This is a genomic window from Klebsiella sp. CN_Kp066 (genome assembly GCF_040065135.1).
GTDB lineage: Bacteria > Pseudomonadota > Gammaproteobacteria > Enterobacterales > Enterobacteriaceae > Klebsiella > Klebsiella oxytoca.
The window spans coordinates 186129-204951 of the sequence record NZ_JBEAIU010000055.1 but is presented as its reverse complement, the minus strand read 5'-3'; the positions used below and the strand labels follow the sequence as shown (position 1 = coordinate 204951).

Below are 18823 nucleotides of genomic sequence, written 5' to 3'. Positions count from 1 at the left end.
AATTATTTGCAGCATAAATCACGAGACCCTCTTCACCTTATCGGCGAATGGCTGAAGCCTTTCCGATGTGGTGATATGATAGGAGTATTCATGTCCGGATTGTCTCTGGACTACCCACTTCAAAGGTTACAGTTATGATCATCGTTACCGGCGGCGCAGGCTTTATCGGCAGCAATATCGTTAAGGCGCTGAATGACAAAGGCATTACCGACATTCTGGTCGTAGATAATCTGAAAGACGGCACTAAATTCATCAACCTGGTGGATTTGAACATTGCCGATTACATGGATAAAGAAGACTTCCTGATCCAAATTATGGCGGGCGAGGAGTTCGGCGATATCGACGCCATTTTCCATGAAGGCGCCTGCTCGTCCACTACAGAGTGGGACGGCAAGTACATGATGGATAACAACTATCAGTATTCCAAAGAGGTACTGCACTACTGCCTGGAGCGTGAAATCCCGTTCCTGTACGCCTCTTCCGCCGCGACCTACGGCGGCCGCACCAGCGACTTTATTGAATCCCGCGAATACGAACAGCCGCTCAACGTTTACGGCTACTCCAAGTTTCTGTTTGATGAATACGTCCGTCAGATCCTGCCGGAAGCAAATTCGCAGATCGTCGGCTTCCGCTATTTCAACGTCTACGGGCCGCGCGAAGGTCATAAAGGCAGCATGGCCAGCGTCGCGTTCCACCTGAACACTCAGCTGAATAATGGCGAAAGTCCGAAACTGTTCGAAGGCAGCGATGGCTTCAAGCGCGACTTCGTCTACGTCGGCGACGTCGCGGCGGTAAACCTGTGGTTCTGGGAAAATGGCGTTTCCGGCATCTTTAACCTTGGCACCGGCCGCGCGGAGTCTTTCCAGGCCGTTGCAGACGCAACGCTGGCTTATCATAAGAAAGGCAGCATCGAATACATTCCGTTCCCGGATAAGCTGAAAGGCCGCTATCAGGCGTTTACCCAGGCGGATCTCACTAACCTGCGCGCAGCGGGCTATGATAAACCGTTCAAGACCGTCGCCGAAGGCGTAACGGAATATATGGCCTGGCTCAATCGCGACAATCATGCAAATTCATAAAATCATTCGGGCGGTATTAAGGCAGCAACTGAGCGAATCTTCAGGAACATAGGATAACGATGTGACTGAAGTGAACGAAGGCAGCCAACGCAGAGACAGCTTGAAGGATGAAATGAATGAAGATACTGGTGGTGGGCCCGTCATGGGTGGGCGACATGATGATGTCGCAAAGTCTCTATCGTACGCTCAGGGCGCGCTATCCCCAGGCGATAATCGACGTGATGGCGCCCGCATGGTGCCGTCCGCTGCTATCGCGCATGCCGGAAGTCAACGAAGCGATCCCGATGCCGCTCGGCCACGGCGCGCTGGAATTCGGCGAACGGCGCAAGCTTGGGCACAGCCTGCGCGAGCGTCGCTACGATCGCGCTTACGTGCTGCCGAACTCGTTTAAATCGGCGCTGGTGCCGTTTTTCGCCGGTATCCCGCATCGCACCGGCTGGCTCGGCGAGATGCGCTACGGCCTGCTGAACGATGCCCGTAAGCTGGATAAAGCGGCCTGGCCGCTGATGGTCGAACGCTACGTCGGTCTCGCATACGATAAAGGCGTGATGCGCTGCGCGAAAGATCTGCCGCAGCCGCTGCTCTGGCCGCAGCTGCAGGTGCATGAAGGCGAAAAATCGCAGGCCTGTAGCGCATTTAATATTTCAGCCGAGCGCCCGATAATCGGCTTCTGCCCAGGCGCAGAGTTCGGCCCGGCAAAACGCTGGCCACACTATCACTACGCCGAGCTGGCGAAACAGCTGATCGATGAAGGCTTTCAAATCGTGCTGTTTGGTTCCGCAAAAGATCATGAAGCGGGTAATGAAATCCTTGCCGCGCTCACGACCGAGCAGCAGGCATGGTGCCGCAACCTGGCCGGGGAAACTCAGCTTGAGCAGGCCGTCGTTCTGATCGCCGCCTGTAAAGCGGTGGTTAGCAACGATTCCGGCCTGATGCACGTTGCCGCGGCGCTGGATCGTCCGCTGGTGGCGCTCTATGGGCCAAGTAGCCCGGACTTCACCCCTCCGCTGTCGCACAAAGCGCGCGTTATCCGCCTGATCAGCGGCTACCACAAAGTGCGTAAAGGCGACGCCGCCGAAGGCTATCATCAGAGTTTGATCGACATTACGCCGCAGCGCGTACTGGAAGAATTAAACGACCTGCTGCTGGAAAAAACGGAACAAGAGGAAGCCTGACGGATGCGGGTATTGATCGTAAAAACCTCGTCCATGGGCGACGTGCTGCATACGCTGCCCGCGCTGAGCGACGCCGCGCTGGCCTTTCCCGGCATTCGTTTCGATTGGGTGGTTGAAGAGGGCTTCGCACAGATCCCCTCCTGGCATGAGACCGTCGACAGGGTCATTCCGGTGGCGATTCGTCGCTGGCGCAAGGCGTGGTTTTCCGCGCCCGTTAAAGCCGAGCGCAAGGCATTTCGCGACGCCGTACAGGCGGAAAAGTACCACGCCATCATTGATGCCCAGGGGCTGGTGAAGAGCGCCGCGCTGGTCACCCGACTGGCCCGCGGCGTTAAGCACGGTATGGACTGGCAGACCGCTCGCGAACCGCTGGCGAGCCTGTTCTATAACCGTCGCCACCATATCGCCAAACAGCAGCACGCCGTTGAGCGCACCCGCGAGCTGTTCGCTAAAAGCCTTGGCTACGCGAAGCCGGAAACCCAGGGCGACTACGCTATCGCTCGCCATTTTTTGCGCCAGGCCGACGCCTCCGCTGTGCCCTATCTGGTATTTCTCCACGCCACAACGCGGGATGATAAACACTGGCCGGAAGAGAACTGGCGAGCGCTGATCGCTCTGCTTGCCGACAGCGGCGTGCGTATCAAACTGCCGTGGGGCGCCCCCCATGAAGAAGCGCGGGCCAGACGCCTGGCGGATGGGCACGATTTTGTCGACGTCCTGCCGCGTATGAGCCTGGAGCAGGTGGCCCAGGTGCTGGCAGGCGCGCGCGGAGTGGTTTCCGTCGATACCGGACTGAGCCATCTCACCGCCGCGCTCGATAAACCGAACTTCACGCTGTACGGCCCGACCGATCCGGGGCTGATTGGCGGTTACGGTAAAAACCAGTATGTCGTGCGCCCGGAAAGCGGCAACAGCACGGGGGATATTGCCGCCTCCCGGATTCTGCAACTGTTGAAATCTCAGGAACTGGCTTAATGGGTTCATTATTTAAGCAGATCTATCGCTACACGCATCGACGAGCCTTTCGCCATAACGAAAATCTTTGGCCGTTTACCCATATCACCCGCGCGGCAAGCGGTGAAATCCGCACCCTGAAATACAAAGGGAAAGCGGTCCCGTTGGTCAACCTCAGCGAACTAAAAGATAGCGCTCAGGGCGAAGTGCTGCTGACGGCAACCGGTCCCTCTACGCGCAGTATCGATTTTACGCGGCTGCCGAAAAGCATCCCGGTGATGGGGGTGAATGGCGCGTGGCATCTCTCTGATAAAATTAAATTTTCGCTCTATACTATTGTGGACATGGAGTTTTACGATAAAAAACCGGACATTATTCGTGCGGTGATTAGCCAACCGGACATCGTACTCTTCACCACCATGCATGGCATTGCCAAAATCCTCGACCGCCACGGCTCAGCGCTTCGCTGTCGTTTGGCATTAATTGAAGACGCCTGTTATAAAATTTACCAGCCTAAAGTCCCGAGAAGCGCGATACAGCAGGTCTGGCGCGGCGTCACCGCGCTACGCTTTCATCCGCAAAGGCAGGATATTTGCTTTAGCACCGACATCCGCCATGGCATTTTTGATGCCGGTACCGTGGTCTACTGGGCTCTGCAAATTCTGATGTGGCTGGGATTTAAAACCATTCTGATAAGCGGGCTGGATATGAGCAATTTCAACCAGCCGCGATTCTACGAAACGGAACAGGATAAACTCCCCTCCTGGCTGGCAAATAAGGTGGATGACCTGGTCATGCCGTCCTTTTCGCACGCTGCCAACGTGCTGCAACAAAACCATATTCGGGTCGTTAACTTCTCCTTAGAAAGCGCGGTTCCGGAAACGATTTTCGAAAAGGTTTCATTTGATGAGTACTTTAAAAATCAGTAGTTACGCCAGACAGGGTTACACCATTTTCTTTCCTTTGTTTCTGTTTTTTAGCGCTATTTTTTGCGTATCAACTCGCGCAAATAACCTTCTTCATTTATCCATTTTGCTGTTTTTGCTTTCACAGCTGAACACAGACAACCGCCGGGCATTAGCGGAGAGCCTGCGCCAGCAGTGGCCGGTCTATGGTCTGCTGGTCGTATTCTGCGTGTACTATGCGCTGAGCAATATTTGGGGCCAGACGCCGCAGCATATCGATTCCCCTCTGACCCACGGCACCTATACCATTTTCTATCTTCTGCTGCTGACAACGCTACTTGGCCATCCTCGCACCCGGCATCTGACGCTGCTGAGCATCGTGGCCGGGATCGCGGTGCTGTCTATCTGGACGATGGTTATCGACTTCACCCTGGTCCTCAAGGAGCGCCTGGTGTCGCCGGATAATCCCGGCCCGACCAACGTTATCGACCTGGCGGGTTATTGCGGTATTGGGGTTCTTATTTGCGCCATGCTGCTGAAAGAAAAAGGCAGCCACCTTCTGTATGTGCCGATGGCTATCATGCTGGTGATGCTATTTCTGACCCAAAGCCGCGGCCCGATTATCGCCCTACTGGTGGCGTTTGTTTGCACCCTGCATCTGCACGTCTTTACCCGCCGTAATATCTTGATTGTCGCCGCGTTAGCGATGATTCTGGGACTGCTTTTCTTCTTCACCCCCACTGGAGACCTGCTGCTGGCGCGCTTTGAGGAGCTGGGGACGCAAAGCGGTTTGCGCATCAGCATCTGGCATCATACGATCGAGGAAGTGGCCAGCCAGCCGTGGCTGGGGCGAGGTTTTGACTACGAGCTGAACTTTACCAACTACAGCGGCGAACATATCACCACCACCCACAGCGTCTATCTTGGCGCCCTGCTGAAAGGCGGCATCATTGGTCTGGCGCTGCTGTTGGCGGTGATTGCCGGAGGGCTATGGCAGGCATGGCGCAAACAGCAGGATGGCCGCTACGGACTGGCGATTTTTATCTATGCGCTGATTTTTATGGCTTCGCAGGGCATGTTTATCATCAGCAATCCTCGCGAAACCTGGCCGCTGTTTTGGCTACCGCTGGGTATTGCGCTGAGCGGCAGCCTGAAAGCGAAACGCTAGGCAAAGGGCCAGTTACGGGCCTTTTTTATGCCTGCTCGCGAGAGGCAACCAGGTCGTCCGCCTGCGCTTTAATCACCGGCCAGACGGCGTCAATCGTCATGTCGGCGACGTGGGTCTCTTCACAGACAATCTGTCTGGCCTTGTCATAACCCGGCGCCCAAATAGTATAGCCCGGCAAACCGGTATCTTTGAGCTTACGTTTGTTGTAAACCGCCACCATGGGCTTGTCGAACGCGCGGGCAATATGTACGATGGCGGTATCCGCCGTAATCACCAGATCGCACTGGCGAACGATCTCTACCGCTGAATTAATATTGCTATCAGGCAGATATAGCGCTTTATCCAGATTTAGCTGGCGAATTTTTTCGCTATGCCCAACCATGACGACGCTCACGGCATACGGAAGCGTATGCAGGCGGTCAATCAGAGTCGCCACCTGATGATGACAAAAGTCTTTATCCGTTGAAGCGGTAAACGGGTTGATCGCAATACAGAGAGCGCGCGCTTTTTCCTGATTAAGTAAAAGCTTAACCCTTTCCCGTTCGTGAAGATCGCCGGGCAGATGATAGTGGTAACGATCGTGTTCTATACCAAATAGCCTGGCCACTTCTTTGTAGCGGGCGGAAATATGCCTGGCGCTGTCAAAAAAAGGGATGGAGTGATCGTAAAGCTTATATTCTTGTTTATTAAAACCAATAACGCAGCCAGGCCGCAAATCAGAGAGCAGTTTAAAACGTTCGTAGGTTTTAACATCATCAAAATCAACGACCGCGTCAAATCCCACCGCACGCAGCGCATTTAAGGGCATCCGCGGCTGATATAAATAGACCTGCTCAAGAAAATCCGCACCGGCAAGCATCTGTTTACAGACAGGCCCGGTAAGAACAGACACCTTATAGCCCTGGTCGGCCAAAAGCTTTGCGCAGCCGGTCGTCACGACCATATCCCCGACTTTGTCATCCAGGCGCAATAATAAAACATGCTGAATCTTCGCGGGATTAAAAGGCTGGCGTGCGCTTTTATTTCTGTAACGATAGTTAATTAAATTAAATTTAATTTCGCGGAAGAAGGCATTTTTCTTCCGCGTGAACTGCTTCACGATACGCATACGGTACCTGGTTGTGATCTTTTATCGCTGTGCGCGTTTCTGTTGGTAATATTCCGCCAACGTCATTCCCTTCACCTGCGGTGCCAGCCAGCTGAAAAAAGCGTCCAGATCGGCATATAAGCGCTCTATATCCTGCTCGTTTTTAAACGTCGGGCTGCCGCCAGGCATATACTCAGAAGAGTGGAGCATATATTCGACGTAGTCATTACCCTGAGTCAACGTTTGTTCAACCACTTTTTTCATCGTCTCCACGTTGCCGCCCATCGGACGCAGCCAGTGTACCGACGGCGAGCGGACTTTGCCGCGCAGGCGATCGTAACCCTGCTTCAGGCTATTCATCCACGCAGAATGCTTGTACTGAATGCTCATTGGCACTTCCAGCAGCGGCGACTGGCCTTCACGACGAATATCGTTCTCGTCGAGAAAGTAGGCATGCTGCGGGAAGTGACGATAATCGGTACCGCCGTCGCCCTGCGGCGCGCCTTTCGCCGTTTTCCAGTTCACCCTGGGAGTAACCGAGCAATCGACCAGATAGCCATACTCCACCAGCAGACGCGCGTAGCGCTCGTCAAACGCCCAGCGTCCGGCGCGATGGCTGACCATTTTAGTCTGGAAGGTATCCTCCAGCAGACAGGTCATATAGTCGACTTTTGCCCGCATCGCCGTATCGCTGTACTCGATCAGATACGGTTTATGCCGCCAGTCGTCATCGGTAAGCGGGTCGGTCGGTGGGCTGTTCCAGGCATGCAGATGCATGCCGATTTCCGCCGTCCCCCGGGCAATCACATCTTTGGCGAATTCGATATAAACCGGGTCGATGGCCATTTCATAGTTGGTCAAATAAACCGGTTTGAAGCCATACTTTTCGCAAAGCTGCTGAAAACGCGGTAAATAGCGCGCATTCTCGGTGGTGATGCTGTCATGTTTTTGCCAGAGGTTATCGCCCTCTGTATCAATCGTGATGAGAAATGCGGGTTTGTGCACGAAAACGTCCTCAGGCCATACGTATCGGGTCATGGTAGAGCAAGACAAGGCTTCTCTCAATCTATCTGATCCCCTAGAATCGGAGCCCTGACCCTGAATGAAGAACAGAGAATGACGCCTGAAACCCGTACTTCCGGCCGCGTGAACCCGGCGCGAATCCTGGTTATTAAGCTTCGCCATCATGGCGATATGTTATTGATAACGCCGCTTATTCACGCGCTAAAACAGCAATACCCCGCCGCCTGCGTGGATGTGCTGCTTTATGAAGAAACCCGGGATATGCTCGCAGCGAATACTGAGATCCGCCATATTTATGGTATCGATCGGCGCTGGAAAAAACAGGGCACCGGCCATCAGCTCAAGATGGAATGGCAGCTGATCCGTACGCTCCGCCAGCAGCGCTACGATATGGTGCTCAATCTTGCCGATCAGTGGCCCAGCGCGATTATCACTAAACTGACCGGGGCGACCACCCGCATCGGCTTTGACTTTCCGAAGCGTCGTCATCCGGCCTGGCGTTTTTGCCATACCGCCCTCGCCTCAACCGAGCTGCACAACCAGCTGCATACCGTACAGCAGAATCTGTCGATTCTGGCGCCGCTTGGGCTGGATATTGATGATGCGCCGGCAACGATGGGCTACAGCGAACAGGACTGGCTCGCCAGCCGCGCGCTGCTGCCGGAAGGATTTCAGGACAACTATATCGTCATTCAGCCGACCTCCCGCTGGTTCTTTAAATGCTGGCGCGAAGCGCGGATGAGCGCCCTGATAAACGCGCTTTCTGAGGCAGGCTATCCGGTCGTGCTGACCTCCGGCCCCGACGCCAAAGAGAAGCAGATGATCGACACGATTATGACGGGCTGTCCCAATGCTCGCCTGTACTCCCTCGCCGGGCAGCTCACCCTGCGCCAGCTGGCGTCTCTCATCGACCATGCCCGCCTGTTTATCGGCGTCGACTCCGTGCCGATGCATATGGCCGCCGCGCTGGGCACACCGCTGGTGGCGCTATTCGGCCCCTCCAAGCTCACTTTCTGGCGTCCATGGCAGGCGCAGGGTGAGGTAATTTGGGCGGGTGATTTCGGCTCGATTCCCGACCCTGACGACATAGATACCAACACCGAGGAACGCTATCTCGATTTAATCCCCACCGACGCGGTTATCGCGGCGGCGAAAAAGGTACTGGCATGAGTAAATTCAGGCTGGCTCTGGTACGCCAGAAGTATCGCCCGGACGGCGGCGCGGAACGATTTGTCTCCCGCGCGCTGGAGGCCCTCGACGACAGCGACCTTGAGCTGAACGTCATCACCCGCGAGTGGCAGGGGCCGGTGAAGCCCGAGTGGAACATCCACATCTGCAATCCGCGTAAATGGGGGCGGATCAGCCGCGAGCGTGGGTTTGCCGACGCCGCCCGCCAGCTGTGGCAGCGCGAAGCCTTCGATCTGGTACAAAGCCATGAGCGTATCCCCGGCTGCGACCTGTACCGCGCCGGAGACGGCGTACACCGCCGCTGGCTGCAGCAGCGCTCGCGCATTTTGCCCGGCTGGAAAAGCCGCCTGCTGTTTGCCGACCGCTACCATCGCTATGTGATGCAGGCCGAGCGCGAAATGTACCAGGACTCGCACCTGCGCGGCGTTATCTGCAACGCGGAGATGATTAAACGCGAGATTATTGCAGACTTCGGCCTGCCGGCGGAAAAAATCCACGTTATCTATAACGCCATCGATAACCAGCGTTTTCTGCCGCCGACGGAAGCGGCCTTTGTCGCGCTGCGTACCAAATGGAATCTGCCGCTCCAGGCGACCTGCCTGATTTACGTCGGCTCCGGCTTTGAGCGCAAGGGGCTGGATGCGGCGATCCGCGCCATCGCGCCGACCAACCGCTACATGCTGGTAGTGGGTAAAGATAAAGAGCAAAGTCGTTATCAGCAGCTGGCGAAAACGCTGAACTGCGAGGAGCGGGTGCGCTTTTTCGGCATGCAGTCGGAAACCCTGCCGTTTTATCAGATGGCCGACGGCCTGCTGCTGCCGACGCTGTACGACCCGTTTCCCAACGTTATTCTCGAAGCGATGGCCTGCGGCCTGCCGGTCATTACCACTACCGGCTGCGGCGGCGCGGAGTTTATTGTTCAGGGCAGCAATGGCTACGTTTGCGATGCGCTGGATATCCCGGCCCTGCAGGAGTCGGTTAGCGCCCTTCCCGCCCGGGCGTTAGGCTCCGCGGAAGGCGAACGCGCCCGCGAGCGCATCATGGCCTGCACCAGCGAACGCCTCTCGGCGCAGCTGCTCTTACTTTATCAGGATTTGGTGAAATAACGATGCGCATATTGTTTGTTATCGACGGTCTGCCCGGCGGCGGCGCGGAAAAAGTCGTGCTGACGCTGGCGGCGCACTTTCTCAGCCAGGGGGAAAAGGTATCGCTTTTTTCCCTGCGCGACGTCTGCGATTATCCGCTGCCGGAAGGACTGGATTATCAGGTCATCGCCGACCGCTGCCGCAAACCGTGGCGCAAACTGACGGAACTCTCCCGGCGCGCGCGCCAGCTTGATGCGGCCATCGATAGCGCAGAACGGCAGGGCCGCTTCGATCTGGTGCTCTCGAATCTGCATAAAACTGACCGCATTGTCTCCCGCAGCCGCCTGCTGAACGGGCGAAACGTCTGGTATTGCCTGCACGGCGTATTCTCTACTTCCTATCTCGGCCATCGCACCGGTTTTGACCGCTGGCTGAAGCAGCAGAAGATCGGACGCGTTTACCAGGGACGCAACGTCGTCACCGTCTCCGATGCGGTAGGTCAAGATCTGGTCGAGCAGTTCGCCATTCGCCCGGCCCAGCTGAAAACCATCTATAACCCGTTTGATATCGCCGCGCTGCGCGTAGCGGCTGAAGAGCCCAGCCAGCGACCCGACGGCGACTATATTATTCACGTGGGTCGCTTTCATCCCGGTAAACGCCACGACCGCCTGATTGAGGCGTATGCACAAAGCGGTATCGATGCGCCGCTTGTGCTGCTGGGACAGGGAAAACCGGAACAAGAGCAGCGCCTGCGCCAGCTGGCGCAGCAGCTACAGGTTGCCGATCGCGTCCTGTTTAAAGGCTTCCAGAAAAATCCGCTGCCGTGGATCAAAGGCGCGCGGATGCTGGTCCTGAGCTCCGATAGCGAAGGTTTTGGCAACGTAGTGGTTGAAGCGCTGCTGCTGGATACGCCGGTCGCCAGCACCCGCTGCCCGGGCGGCGTGACCGAGATCCTCACCGGCGAGCTGTCGCGCGGCCTGGCCGATCTCAACAGCCCGGCGCTGGCTCAGACGATGCAAAGCATTTACCATAGCCCCCCAGCCATCGACGCCTCGGCGCTGGAGAAATTCAGCGTGGCATCGATTTGTCAGCAGTATCGTCAGCTGCGCAGCGCCTGACGCCGTTATTCAACCAGGATCGAATGATTTATGAGTCAAACGCCTTTACTAAGCATCGTAGCCGCCGTCTATAACGGCGAAAAATTCCTTGCGCAATTCTTTGAGTGCCTTGAGCAACAGCAGCTGGAAAGCTATGAACTGATCCTGGTGAACGACGGGTCGACGGACGGTAGCCTTGCGGTTATCGACCAGTGGAAAGAGCGCCTGCAAAACGTGCTCGTACTGGAACAGGAAAACCAGGGCGTGTCGGTGGCGCGCAATACCGGGCTCGCCGCGGCGACCGGTAAATACCTGACCTTTCCGGATATCGACGATAAGCTTTACCCGGGCATGTACCGTACGCTTCTGGAAATGGCGGAAAAGGGCAATCTTGACGTCGCCACCTGCAACGGCCGCTACGTCTACGAGACAAAAAAAGATATCCATCCTATTTTCCCGCTGGACCGGCTACAGTCGACCGGCGTTTTGCCCGGCCACGTCTGGTTAAAACAGGCGCTGGATTCTCGTAAGTTCCTGCATGTCACCTGGCTCAATATTTACCGCCGCGAGTTTATCGCGGATCACCGCTTCCATTTTGAGCCGGGCCTGCGTCATCAGGATATTCCCTGGACCACGGAAGTGCTGCTGGCGGCAGAACGCGTGCAGTACACCAGCGAGCAGTTCTACGATTACTACATCCATTCGGAATCGGTGTCGCATAAGCCGGACAATGACGATACGCTGATGCGCTCAGCGCGCCACTATATGAAGATTCTTGAGATGCTGGACGCCATCAACCAGCGCTATCCGGACAAGGTTCGCAATATTTCCGCCTGCCGCTGGCAGATCGCTAAAGAGGGGCTGGGAATTATTCATACCTTCGATAGCATGAAAGATGAGTCAAAAAAGCATATTATCATTAAAGAGTTCTTTGACCGCGGTATCTGGAGCCTGATCTGGAAAAATGCCCATACGTTCCGTCTACGCTGGCGTCTTGGACGCCGCTATCTGCGCATCAAGCGCTATCGCGACGCGGCTTAATACTGAATCCCTTAGTTTCCGCCAAAGAGATAGCTTTACGCGGGTTAAATGCTTAGAATTTGCCCGCAAAAACATAAATACGGATAAATCGCTTGGAATTGCTTTATACCGCCCTACTTTACCTCATTCAGCCGCTGGTGTGGCTGCGACTGCTGTTACGCAGCCGTAAGGCCCCTGCCTATCGTAAACGCTGGAAGGAACGTTATGGCTTCTGCCAGAACAAGGTAGAACCGGGTGGCATCCTGCTGCATTCCGTTTCCGTGGGTGAAACGCTGGCGGCTATCCCGCTGGTGCGCGCGCTACGCCACCGCTACCCCTATCTGCCGATCACCGTCACGACCATGACGCCAACCGGCTCCGAACGCGCGATGTCCGCTTTCGGTAAAGACGTCCATCACGTCTATCTGCCTTACGATCTTCCCGGCGCAATGAACCGCTTCTTCAATACCGTTCAGCCAAAGCTGGTTATCGTCATGGAAACCGAACTGTGGCCGAACATGGTCGCCACGCTGCATAAACGCAAAATTCCGCTGGTTATCGCCAACGCCCGGCTGTCCGAACGCTCGGCGAAAGGCTATGCCAAACTGGGCAAATTTATGCGTCGGCTGCTGAGCCGCATTACCCTTATCGCCGCACAGAATGAAGAAGACGCCAGCCGCTTTATCGCCCTTGGCCTGAAACGCAATCAACTGGCGGTCACCGGCAGCCTGAAGTTTGATATTTCAGTCACGCCGGAGCTGGCCGCTCGCGCTATCACCCTGCGTCGCCAGTGGGCGCCGCACCGCCAGGTATGGATTGCCACCAGCACCCACGACGGCGAAGAGCAAATCATTCTTCAGGCGCATAAAAAGCTGCTGGAGCGCTTCCCCAACCTGCTGCTGATCCTTGTCCCGCGCCACCCGGAGCGCTTCGGCGACGCCCGCGAGATGGTGCAGAAAGCGGGAATGAGCTACACCCTGCGCAGTACCGGTGAAATCCCGTCGAACAGTACCCAGGTGGTGATTGGCGATACCATGGGTGAGCTGATGCTGCTGTACGGCATTGCCGACCTCGCGTTTGTCGGCGGTAGCCTGGTGGAGCGCGGCGGTCATAACCCGCTGGAGCCCGCTGCTCATGCGATACCGGTACTGATGGGCCCGCACACCTTTAACTTCAAAGATATCTGCGCCAAGCTGCAGCAGGACGATGGACTGATTACCGTCACCGACGCCGACTCGCTGGTGACGGAGGTGTCAAACCTGCTGACCGATGAAGATTACCGTCTGTGGTATGGTCGTCACGCGGTGGAAGTCCTGCATCAAAACCAGGGCGCCCTCTCCCGCCTGCTACAGTTACTCCAACCCTATCTGCCGCAGCGGAGCCACTAATGTCGCCTCGACTCTCGGTCGTGATGATCGCCAAAAACGCGGCGGATCTGCTGCCTGATTGTCTGGCGTCGGTAAGCTGGGCCGATGAGATAGTGCTGCTGGATTCCGGCAGCAGCGACAACACCGTCGAATTAGCCCGCAGCATGGGCGTTCAGGTGCACGTCAATCGCGACTGGCAGGGCTACGGTATTCAACGCCAGCGCGCCCAGGACTACGCCACCGGCGATTACGTGCTGATGATCGATACCGACGAGCGCGTCACTCCGGAGCTTGCGCAGTCTATCCGCAGCGTGCTGGCCGCGCCGCAAACCGGCGCAATATACAGCATTGCCCGGCGCAACTATTTTCTTGGCCGCTTTATGCGCCACAGCGGCTGGTATCCCGATCGCGTGATGCGCTTGTACGAACGCGGCCGCTACCGCTATAACGATAATCTGGTCCACGAATCTCTCGATGCCCGAGGCGCGCCGGTTATCGAGCTCGCGGGCGATCTGCTGCATCTGACCTGCCGTGATTTCTCCGGCTTTCAGCAAAAGCAGCTGGCCTACGCCGCCGCCTGGGCGCAGGAGCGCCATCAGAGAGGCAAAAAGACCTCGCTGGCCGCTATCTTCGGCCATACGCTGGGCGCCTTTGTGAAAACGCTGCTGCTGCGCGGCGGCATTCTGGATGGGAAACAAGGCTGGCTACTGGCGGTGGTCAACGCGCAATACACGTTTAATAAATACACCGAGCTGTGGGCCCTGAGCCGCGGCTACTCGGAGAAAGTGTCATTATGAGCACAAAAGCGATCTATCCGGGAACCTTCGACCCTATCACCAACGGCCATATCGATATCGTCACTCGCGCGGCCAGCATGTTCGATAAGGTGCTGTTGGCTATCGCCGCCAGCCCGAGCAAAAAGCCGATGTTCACTCTCGACGAGCGCATCGCGCTGGCCACCCAGGCAACGGCGCATCTGGTCAACGTTGAGGTTATTGGCTTCAGCGATTTAATGGCCAATTTTGCCCGCGCGCAGCAGGCGAACATTTTAATTCGCGGCCTGCGGGCGGTGGCGGATTTTGAATATGAGATGCAGCTGGCCCATATGAACCGTCATTTAATGCCGACGCTGGAGAGCGTGTTTCTGATGCCGTGCAAAGAGTGGTCGTTTATCTCCTCTTCGCTGGTAAAAGAAGTGGCGCGCCACCAGGGCGACGTCTCCCACTTTCTGCCGGCAAACGTTCACCAGGCGCTGCTGAAGAAGCTGTAATCCTGCGCCATCGGGTCTCTTCCCGCAGGCGATGCTGCGCATCTGTCCGGGCTACCCAATCAAATCGCACGGACGCGTAGCCCGGCTAAGCGCAGCGCGAGCCGGGTTCACCGCAACCACCGCATATTATTTCTGGCACTGGCGACAATAAAACGTCGCCCGCTGGGCGTGTTTACTGCCGATAACCGGCGTCCCGCAAATGCGGCACGGCTCGCCCTTGCGGCCATACACCTGCAGCTCCTGGGCAAAATAACCCGGTTTACCGTCGCTTTGCAGGAAATCTTTCAGCGTCGTCCCACCCTGTTCGATGGAGCGCAGCAGGACCAGCTTAATCACTTTCACCAGCTGTTCGCACTCCTCGCGCGACAGCGAAGAGGCCAGCCTGTCGGGGTGAATACCCGCCGAAAATAGCGATTCGCTGGCGTAGATATTACCCACGCCGACCACCAGCTTGTTATCCATTAGCCAGGGCTTGATCGCAGTTTTCTTCTTCGCGCATTTCTGCTGGAGATAATCGGCGTTGAACTCATCGCTCAGCGGCTCCGGCCCCAGATGCGCCAGCACCGGATGCCCTTCCAGCTCTTTAGTCCACAGCCAGGCGCCAAAGCGTCGCGGATCGGTATAGCGCAGGACCTTGCCGTTACTCATCACCAGGTCCACGTGGTCGTGTTTTTCCGCCGGCAGATCTTCGCTGAGGATACGCAGGCTTCCCGACATGCCGAGATGGACGATAATCCAGCCGTCGGGCAGTTCGAGCAGCAGATATTTAGCGCGGCGGCGCACGCTGAGCACAGGAACGTCGCTCAGGCGATAGATCTCTTCGGAAACCGGCCAGCGCAGGCGCCCGTTGCGCACAACGGCGTGCAGGATGGTCGCACCAACCAGGTGAGGCTCAATGCCGCGGCGGCTGGTTTCTACTTCAGGTAATTCAGGCATTCTTTTCTCGAACAAAAACGGCTGGATGCTCTATCTTACCGCGTTCAGCGACGAGGTTCAGGGCAATTATTGTTCAGCTTGCTCTTCCGCCTGCCACAGGAGGGCTAAACTGCCGCCAGAGCCGACGATGGCGTCGTTTTAATAACAAAAAACCCCGCCGAGGCGGGGTTTTTCTTTACAAGGAACCTAAAATTATTTGATTTTAGCTTCTTTGTATAAAACGTGCTGACGGACAACTGGATCGAACTTTTTCAGTTCCAGTTTTTCCGGCTTAGTACGCTTGTTCTTCGTGGTGGTATAGAAGTGACCAGTACCAGCAGAAGAAACCAGCTTGATTTTCTCACGAATACCTTTAGCCATGATTTATTTCCTCTAAGTACTTAGTACTTTTCGCCACGGGCACGCAGTTCGGACAGAACTGTATCGATGCCTTTCTTATCAATAACACGCATACCTTTAGCAGATACGCGCAGGGTGACAAAACGCTTCTCGCTCTCAACCCAGAAACGGTGAGAGTGCAGGTTCGGCAGGAAACGGCGTTTAGTCGCGTTCAGTGCGTGGGAACGGTTGTTACCGGTCACCGGACGCTTGCCAGTAACTTGGCAGACTCGGGACATGTCTATTCTCCAAAAATCAAATTAGCTCGAGCTTCGTATGGGGTATTGGCGCCTCGTCAGGCTTTACAGCCCGGTCATCGCATAGTTCTATTGAACTCTCGATTGCCAGGCCCAAATGCCAAACCCGAGATTCTCAAAGGTGGCGTAGTATACGCTGACTCTGCGATGTGCTCAAGTCCCGAACAGACAAAGATCCCGATGGATCGCATGATCGGGGCTAAATCCAGCCGCGTTCAGCAAAAGATACGTACGCTCCGCGGCCGATAACAAGGTGATCGAGCACACGTATATCCATGAATCGACAACATTTTATCACTCTTTCGGTAATCAATCTGTCGGCCTTACTCGGCTCAGGACTTCCGGATGGATGATTATGTGCCAGGATCACCGCGGCGGCGTTCACTTTGATGGCTTCGCGTACGATTTCTCGCGGATGCACCTCAACGTGGCTAAGAGTACCAGAAAAAAGTCGGCTATGTTTCAATACCCGGTTCTGATTGTCTAAAAAGATCACCATGAAGATCTCGCGCTCTTCGTCGGCCAGCTGGCTTTGCAGAAACTCCCGCGTCATCGACGGGGTGACCAATGAGGGCTCTTCCGTCATCCGCAGGCTGAAATAGCGTCGCGCCAGTTCAGCAATCCCTTTTAGCTGCGCATATTTCGCCAGACCAATGCCTTCAATCTCAGCGAACTGTGACTCTTCCGCCGAAAGCAGGCCGTACAGCGAGCCAAATCGCTGCAGCAGCTCTCGCGAAAATGTCATCACGTCCTGCGTGCGCGTACCAGTACGTAAAAACAGCGCTAACAGCTCGATATCCGATAAAACTTCGATACCGTAACGCTGCATCTTTTCCCTCGGCATGAGGGTTTCCTGTATCTCCATCGCGGCCTCTCCTTCCCACTCCCCGCTATCCTGACACAGCCTTTTTGCGCCGCCGACAGGCAAGTTTTATCCCTGCGTAGCGCCTCGCAAAGTGGATCGCCACCAGGCACACGATGCCGTGAGGATTGTGATAAGATGCGCGAATTCTGGTGTACCGCAACAGGAAAAAATCATGATGAGTCTGGCTGGTAAAAAGATCGTTCTCGGCGTGAGCGGCGGCATTGCTGCCTATAAAACGCCGGAACTGGTGCGCCGCCTGCGCGACCGCGGTGCGGATGTCCGCGTCGCCATGACGGAAGCCGCTAAAGCCTTCATTACGCCATTAAGTTTACAGGCGGTATCGGGTTATCCGGTTTCCGACAGCCTGCTCGACCCGGCCGCCGAAGCCGCAATGGGCCACATTGAGCTGGGGAAATGGGCCGATCTGGTTATTCTCGCTCCGGCGACCGCCGATTTAATCGCCCGAGTCGCGGCAGGCATGGCTAACGATCTCGTCTCGACGATTTGCCTGGCGACGCCGTCGCCCGTCGCGGTCGTGCCCGCCATGAATCAGCAAATGTATCGCGCCGCCGCCACCCAGCATAATCTTGAGGTGATTGCCTCGCGCGGTTTGCTGGTCTGGGGCCCGGACAGCGGCAGCCAGGCCTGCGGCGATGTTGGGCCGGGGCGGATGCTGGACCCGCTGACCATTGTGGATATGGCCGCGCAGCACTTCTCTCCTGTCAAAGATTTGCAACATCTCAGCATCATGATTACCGCGGGCCCAACCCGCGAGCCGCTGGATCCGGTGCGTTATATCACTAACCACAGTTCTGGTAAGATGGGCTTCGCGATTGCCGCCGCCGCCGCGCGTCGCGGGGCAAACGTCACGCTGGTAAGCGGCCCGGTTTCTCTACCTACGCCGCCGTTTGTACAAAGAATTGATGTCACCACGGCGCTGGAAATGGAAACCGCGGTGCAAAACGGCGCCTCACGGCAGCATATTTTTATTGGCTGCGCAGCGGTCGCCGACTACCGTGCGGTCACCATTGCCGAAGAAAAAATCAAAAAACAAGGTGATGAACTCACCCTGAAAATGGTTAAAAATCCGGATATCGTCGCAGGGGTCGCCGCGCTTAAGGCCAACCGCCCTTACGTCGTTGGGTTTGCCGCCGAAACGAATAATGTGGAAGAATACGCACGGCAAAAGCGAGCCCGCAAAAATCTTGATCTGATCTGCGCTAATGATGTTTCACAGCCAAATCAGGGATTTAACAGCGACAGCAATGCATTACACCTTTTCTGGCAGGAGGGAGATAAGCGCTTACCACTTGAGCGCAAGGAACTCCTGGGCCAATTATTACTCGACGAGATCGTGACCCGTTATGATGAAAAAAATCGACGTTAAGATTCTGGACCCGCGCGTTGGTCAGCAATTTCCGCTGCCGACCTATGCCACCTCCGGTTCCGCCGGACTTGACCTGCGAGCCTGTCTCGATGACGCCGTAGAGCTGGCGCCTGGCGCTACGCTCCTCGTGCCAACTGGCCTGGCGATTCATATTGCCGATCCGTCTCTGGCAGCAGTGATTCTCCCGCGCTCCGGGCTGGGTCATAAACACGGCGTCGTCCTGGGTAACCTGGTCGGCCTGATTGATTCCGACTATCAGGGTCAGCTGATGGTTTCCGTCTGGAACCGCGGTCAGCAGAGCTTCACCATCGAACCCGGCGAGCGTCTCGCGCAAATGGTGTTCGTGCCCGTTGTACAGGCGGAATTTAACCTGGTGGAAGAGTTTGACGCCACCGATCGCGGCGAAGGCGGCTTCGGTCACTCAGGGCGTAAATAAGCCCGGCAATAGACAAAAATCTTCGGGGCGTCGCCGATTAACGGGCAGTCCCAAAGATGAAGTGGAACCTGCATCGCAAAGCGCACTAATGCAATAACATCACCGCAGGCAACAGCTTGCGGTCGCTTTGTGGATGCCTGCCTGAC

At 56.2% G+C, this 18823-nt stretch carries 20 protein-coding genes; 14 read left to right on the top strand and 6 right to left on the bottom strand.

Annotated features, from left to right (window positions below; genetic code table 11):
• Positions 1–134: 134 nt before the first annotated feature.
• The 5 genes from rfaD (at position 135) to ABLV75_RS23015 (ending at position 5281) form a co-directional block, all read left to right on the top strand.
• A complete protein-coding gene (gene rfaD / locus ABLV75_RS23035; RefSeq protein ID WP_004106868.1) occupies positions 135–1079 on the top strand; it encodes an ADP-glyceromanno-heptose 6-epimerase in 945 nt (314 codons plus the stop codon).
• A 116-nt stretch (positions 1080–1195) separates the two neighbouring features.
• The gene (gene rfaF / locus ABLV75_RS23030) at positions 1196–2254 is read left to right on the top strand and encodes an ADP-heptose--LPS heptosyltransferase RfaF (RefSeq protein WP_348855177.1); all 1059 of its coding nucleotides are present in this window, start codon (positions 1196–1198) and stop codon (positions 2252–2254) included.
• A gap of 3 nt (positions 2255–2257) precedes the next feature.
• Positions 2258–3229, top strand: coding sequence for a lipopolysaccharide heptosyltransferase RfaC (rfaC, locus tag ABLV75_RS23025; RefSeq protein ID WP_004106870.1), 972 nt, complete (start codon positions 2258–2260; stop codon positions 3227–3229).
• Entirely contained in the window at positions 3229–4137 is a 909-nt protein-coding gene (locus ABLV75_RS23020) for a hypothetical protein (protein WP_004106872.1), read from the top strand. Before rfaC ends, ABLV75_RS23020 begins: the two co-directional genes overlap by 1 nt.
• The gene (locus tag ABLV75_RS23015) at positions 4115–5281 is read left to right on the top strand and encodes an O-antigen ligase family protein (RefSeq protein WP_004106875.1); all 1167 of its coding nucleotides are present in this window, start codon (positions 4115–4117) and stop codon (positions 5279–5281) included. The genes ABLV75_RS23020 and ABLV75_RS23015 overlap by 23 nt, the downstream gene beginning before the upstream one ends.
• Before the next feature lie 25 nt (positions 5282–5306).
• On the opposite strand, the gene ABLV75_RS23010 is transcribed toward ABLV75_RS23015, so the two are convergent.
• Both ABLV75_RS23010 and ABLV75_RS23005 read right to left on the bottom strand, forming a co-directional pair.
• Positions 5307–6389, bottom strand: a complete 1083-nt coding sequence (locus ABLV75_RS23010; protein WP_133497840.1) for a glycosyltransferase family 9 protein — start codon at positions 6387–6389, stop codon at positions 5307–5309.
• 21 nt (positions 6390–6410) lie between these two features.
• Complete coding sequence (locus ABLV75_RS23005) at positions 6411–7373, bottom strand: polysaccharide deacetylase family protein (RefSeq protein ID WP_133497839.1); 963 nt, start codon at positions 7371–7373, stop codon at positions 6411–6413.
• A gap of 111 nt (positions 7374–7484) precedes the next feature.
• On the opposite strand from ABLV75_RS23005, the gene rfaQ reads away from it, so the two are divergent.
• The 7 genes from rfaQ (at position 7485) to coaD (ending at position 14418) form a co-directional block, all read left to right on the top strand.
• Positions 7485–8561, top strand: a complete 1077-nt coding sequence (gene rfaQ, locus ABLV75_RS23000; RefSeq protein WP_032729133.1) for a putative lipopolysaccharide heptosyltransferase III — start codon at positions 7485–7487, stop codon at positions 8559–8561.
• Positions 8558–9685 (top strand): glycosyltransferase family 4 protein, encoded by a 1128-nt coding sequence (locus ABLV75_RS22995; protein ID WP_348855176.1) that lies wholly within the window; start codon positions 8558–8560, stop codon positions 9683–9685. Before rfaQ ends, ABLV75_RS22995 begins: the two co-directional genes overlap by 4 nt.
• Before the next feature lie 2 nt (positions 9686–9687).
• Positions 9688–10782: a glycosyltransferase gene (locus ABLV75_RS22990; protein WP_064372356.1), complete on the top strand. Its 1095-nt coding sequence runs from the start codon at positions 9688–9690 to the stop codon at positions 10780–10782.
• A gap of 30 nt (positions 10783–10812) precedes the next feature.
• Positions 10813–11802, top strand: a complete 990-nt coding sequence (locus ABLV75_RS22985; RefSeq protein WP_004106893.1) for a glycosyltransferase — start codon at positions 10813–10815, stop codon at positions 11800–11802.
• A 92-nt stretch (positions 11803–11894) separates the two neighbouring features.
• Positions 11895–13169, top strand: coding sequence for a lipid IV(A) 3-deoxy-D-manno-octulosonic acid transferase (waaA, locus tag ABLV75_RS22980; protein WP_004106896.1), 1275 nt, complete (start codon positions 11895–11897; stop codon positions 13167–13169).
• A complete protein-coding gene (locus ABLV75_RS22975; protein WP_004106899.1) occupies positions 13169–13945 on the top strand; it encodes a glycosyltransferase family 2 protein in 777 nt (258 codons plus the stop codon). Before waaA ends, ABLV75_RS22975 begins: the two co-directional genes overlap by 1 nt.
• Positions 13942–14418 carry a pantetheine-phosphate adenylyltransferase gene (gene coaD, locus ABLV75_RS22970; protein WP_004106901.1) on the top strand — a complete coding sequence of 159 codons (477 nt, stop codon included), beginning with the start codon at positions 13942–13944 and terminating at the stop codon, positions 14416–14418. Before ABLV75_RS22975 ends, coaD begins: the two co-directional genes overlap by 4 nt.
• 126 nt (positions 14419–14544) lie before the next feature.
• Here coaD and mutM read toward each other — a convergent pair whose 3' ends face one another.
• The 4 genes from mutM to radC all read right to left on the bottom strand — a co-directional run bounded on the left by mutM (position 14545) and on the right by radC (position 16854).
• On the bottom strand, positions 14545–15354 hold the full coding sequence (gene mutM, locus ABLV75_RS22965) for a bifunctional DNA-formamidopyrimidine glycosylase/DNA-(apurinic or apyrimidinic site) lyase (protein ID WP_004106903.1): 810 nt from the start codon (positions 15352–15354) through the stop codon (positions 14545–14547).
• A 192-nt stretch (positions 15355–15546) separates the two neighbouring features.
• Positions 15547–15714, bottom strand: coding sequence for a 50S ribosomal protein L33 (gene rpmG, locus ABLV75_RS22960; RefSeq protein ID WP_003024094.1), 168 nt, complete (start codon positions 15712–15714; stop codon positions 15547–15549).
• 20 nt (positions 15715–15734) lie between these two features.
• On the bottom strand, positions 15735–15971 hold the full coding sequence (gene rpmB, locus ABLV75_RS22955; protein ID WP_002436699.1) for a 50S ribosomal protein L28: 237 nt from the start codon (positions 15969–15971) through the stop codon (positions 15735–15737).
• A gap of 217 nt (positions 15972–16188) precedes the next feature.
• Entirely contained in the window at positions 16189–16854 is a 666-nt protein-coding gene (gene radC / locus ABLV75_RS22950) for a DNA repair protein RadC (RefSeq protein WP_004106905.1), read from the bottom strand.
• A gap of 175 nt (positions 16855–17029) precedes the next feature.
• Here radC and coaBC point away from each other — a divergent pair, with 175 nt between their 5' ends.
• Together coaBC and dut are read left to right on the top strand one after the other, a co-directional pair.
• Entirely contained in the window at positions 17030–18241 is a 1212-nt protein-coding gene (gene coaBC / locus ABLV75_RS22945) for a bifunctional phosphopantothenoylcysteine decarboxylase/phosphopantothenate--cysteine ligase CoaBC (protein ID WP_032704908.1), read from the top strand.
• Positions 18219–18677 (top strand): dUTP diphosphatase, encoded by a 459-nt coding sequence (gene dut / locus ABLV75_RS22940; protein ID WP_004106909.1) that lies wholly within the window; start codon positions 18219–18221, stop codon positions 18675–18677. The genes coaBC and dut overlap by 23 nt, the downstream gene beginning before the upstream one ends.
• Positions 18678–18823: the final 146 nt, after the last annotated feature.